Genomic DNA, 2,182 nt, shown 5'->3' with positions numbered 1-2,182 from the left:
GGCCTTGGGGAGTGGCGTGAACGTAGCCGACTCGGTCGCGGTTGACGGCTCCAAGGAGCATGAGGAGGCCGGCGAGTTCGAGGAGGGCTTCGCGTTTGGATTGCGCGCCGGAGCCGAATTGGAGGCTGGGGGTGTCCTCGAATACGATGAGGACAGTGACTTCGCGTTCTTCGACGAATTTTTTGCGGTAGGGTTCACCAAGGCGGGCGGTGACGTTCCAGTCGATGTCGCGCACGTCGTCGCCGTATTCGTATTTCACGACTTGGTCGAACTCCATGCCGCGTCCGCGAAAGGCGGAGCGGTATTCGCCGCCGAGCACGCTTTCGACCGCGCCGCGCACACGCCATTCGAGTCGGCGCAGGAGCGCGAGTGGAGCGGTCGGCAGGGGGGGGGGGGGGGCGGGCGGACGTGGCGGGCATGGGTGGTGCGGAGGACTGGGAACGGAGAACGTTCAACATTTAACGTTTAACATTGAACGTTTAACGGGACGGAGCTGACAGGCTGTCCGGCATTAAATGTTAAGCGTTTAGTGTTAAATGTTGAATGTTCTGTCTTGGTCATTTGCTCGCGGAGGGCACGGCGGTCTGGGCGATGACTTGGGCGACGATGGCGTCGGTGGTGATGTCGTCGGCTTCGGCTTCGTAGGTGAGGCCGATGCGGTGGCGGAGGATGTCGGGGGCGATCTCCTGAATGAGTTGCGGGGAGAGGTAGGTTTCGCCGCGCAGCCAGGCGAGGGCGCGGCCGGCTTGGTAGAGGGCGAGCGAGGCGCGGGGGGAGGCTCCGAAGTTGAGGTGGCGGGTGCGGCCTTTGACGGGTTTGGCGAGGTCGCGGGTGGCGCGGACAAGGGCCAGAATGTAGTTTTGCACGGTGGGGGCAACGTGCACGGTGTCGATGGCGTGGCGGAGTTTTAAGAGTTCTTCGCCGCTGGAGACGGGGGTGACTTGGGGGGTGGTCACGATTTGGCCCCAGCGGGTCATCATTTGCGATTCTTCGTCGTGGGTGGGGTAGTCCACGAGGAGTTTGAAAAGGAAGCGGTCGGTCTGGGCTTCGGGGAGGGCGTAGGTGCCTTCTTGTTCGACGGGGTTTTGCGTGGCCATGACGAGGAAGGGCGCGGGGAGGGGGTGCGTGGTGCCGCCGATGGTGACCTGGCGTTCTTGCATGGCTTCGAGGAGGGCGGACTGGACTTTGGCGGGGGCGCGGTTGATTTCGTCGGCGAGGACGAGGTTGGCGAAGATCGGGCCGCGGTGGGGGGTGAAGGCTCCGTCTTTGGGCGAAAAAACCATGGTGCCAACGACGTCGCTGGGGAGGAGGTCGGGGGTGAATTGGATGCGTTCAAATTGCACGCCGAGGGCGGCGCCGAGGGATTTGATGAGGAGGGTCTTGGCGAGGCCGGGCATGCCTTCGAGGAGGACGTGGCCGTTGGCAAGGAGGGCAACGAGGAGGCGTTCTATCACGGAGTCTTGTCCGATGACGGCTTTGCCGATTTCGGCGCGGAGTTTTGCAGACCAGTCGTGGCCGTTGCTGGCGGTGGCGGCGGTGTGGAGGATTGTCATGAGTGTGGTTGGAAAATGGGATGCGGTGCGTGGTGCGTGGCGGGAGGCGGTCTGGAGCGTCGGGTTTGGACTCGCAGGATGCAAAAGTGTTTCCAGAGTGGGCCACGAAATACGCACGCAGCATGGTTTTTCCACCACAAATCCAAGTTCGGCTGGACGCGCTCGGGGTGTTGCCGGGGGACGTGGAGGAGCGTTTTGTGCGCGGTTCGGGGCCGGGGGGGCAAAAAATTAACAAGACGTCCTCAACGGTTTGTCTGCGGCACGCGCCAACGGGGGTGGAGGTGCGTTGCCAGAGGGAGCGTTCGCAGGTGGCGAATCGGGAGGCGGCGTGGGGGGAGTTGTGCGAGCGGCTGGAGGGGCGGTTGCGCGAACTGGAGTTGGCGCGGCGGCAGGCGGTGGAGAGGAGGCGGCGTCAGTCGCGCGGGCGCAGTCGCACGCAAAAGGCGCGGATGGTGGCGGACAAGCGCGCGCGGGCTCAGGTGCGGGCGTTGCGGGGGCGGGTGCGGGGGGAATGACGGGCGAAGAATGGTGAATGGGAAAGGGCCAGTCAGGAGATTGGGGTTCCCAGCGGGCGGGGGGCCTGCGTCTTGAAATGGAGTTCGAGGCGGGCGTCGTGGCGGTGGCGGCGG

Annotated in this window: 3 protein-coding genes; 1 reads left to right on the top strand and 2 read right to left on the bottom strand. The window is 64.4% G+C overall.

The window, feature by feature from the left end:
- Positions 1-340 (bottom strand): DUF58 domain-containing protein (locus OBACDRAFT_RS06525; RefSeq protein ID WP_232766747.1); only part of this gene is annotated, 340 nt, incomplete at its 3' end.
- Positions 341-557: 217 nt separating this feature from the next.
- The gene (locus OBACDRAFT_RS06520; protein ID WP_043583943.1) at positions 558-1,553 is read right to left on the bottom strand and encodes an AAA family ATPase; all 996 of its coding nucleotides are present in this window, start codon (positions 1,551-1,553) and stop codon (positions 558-560) included.
- Between the two features lie 122 nt (positions 1,554-1,675).
- Between OBACDRAFT_RS06520 and OBACDRAFT_RS06515 the strand changes: the two genes are divergently transcribed.
- The gene (locus OBACDRAFT_RS06515) at positions 1,676-2,068 is read left to right on the top strand and encodes a peptide chain release factor family protein (RefSeq protein WP_043583945.1); all 393 of its coding nucleotides are present in this window, start codon (positions 1,676-1,678) and stop codon (positions 2,066-2,068) included.
- Positions 2,069-2,182 lie beyond the last annotated feature (114 nt).

It is taken from the genome of Geminisphaera colitermitum TAV2 (genome assembly GCF_000171235.2).
In the GTDB taxonomy this organism is placed as follows: domain Bacteria; phylum Verrucomicrobiota; class Verrucomicrobiia; order Opitutales; family Opitutaceae; genus Geminisphaera; species Geminisphaera colitermitum.
Note: the sequence above shows the minus strand (reverse complement) of the source record. Positions and strands in the feature narration are given on the sequence as shown.

Excerpts from the sequence above, each read along its gene's own strand:
- OBACDRAFT_RS06520 (WP_043583943.1), bottom strand. The coding sequence starts at position 1,553 with ATGACAATCCTCCACACCGCCGCCACCGCCAGCAACGGCCACGACTGG.
- OBACDRAFT_RS06515 (WP_043583945.1), top strand. The coding sequence starts at position 1,676 with ATGGTTTTTCCACCACAAATCCAAGTTCGGCTGGACGCGCTCGGGGTG.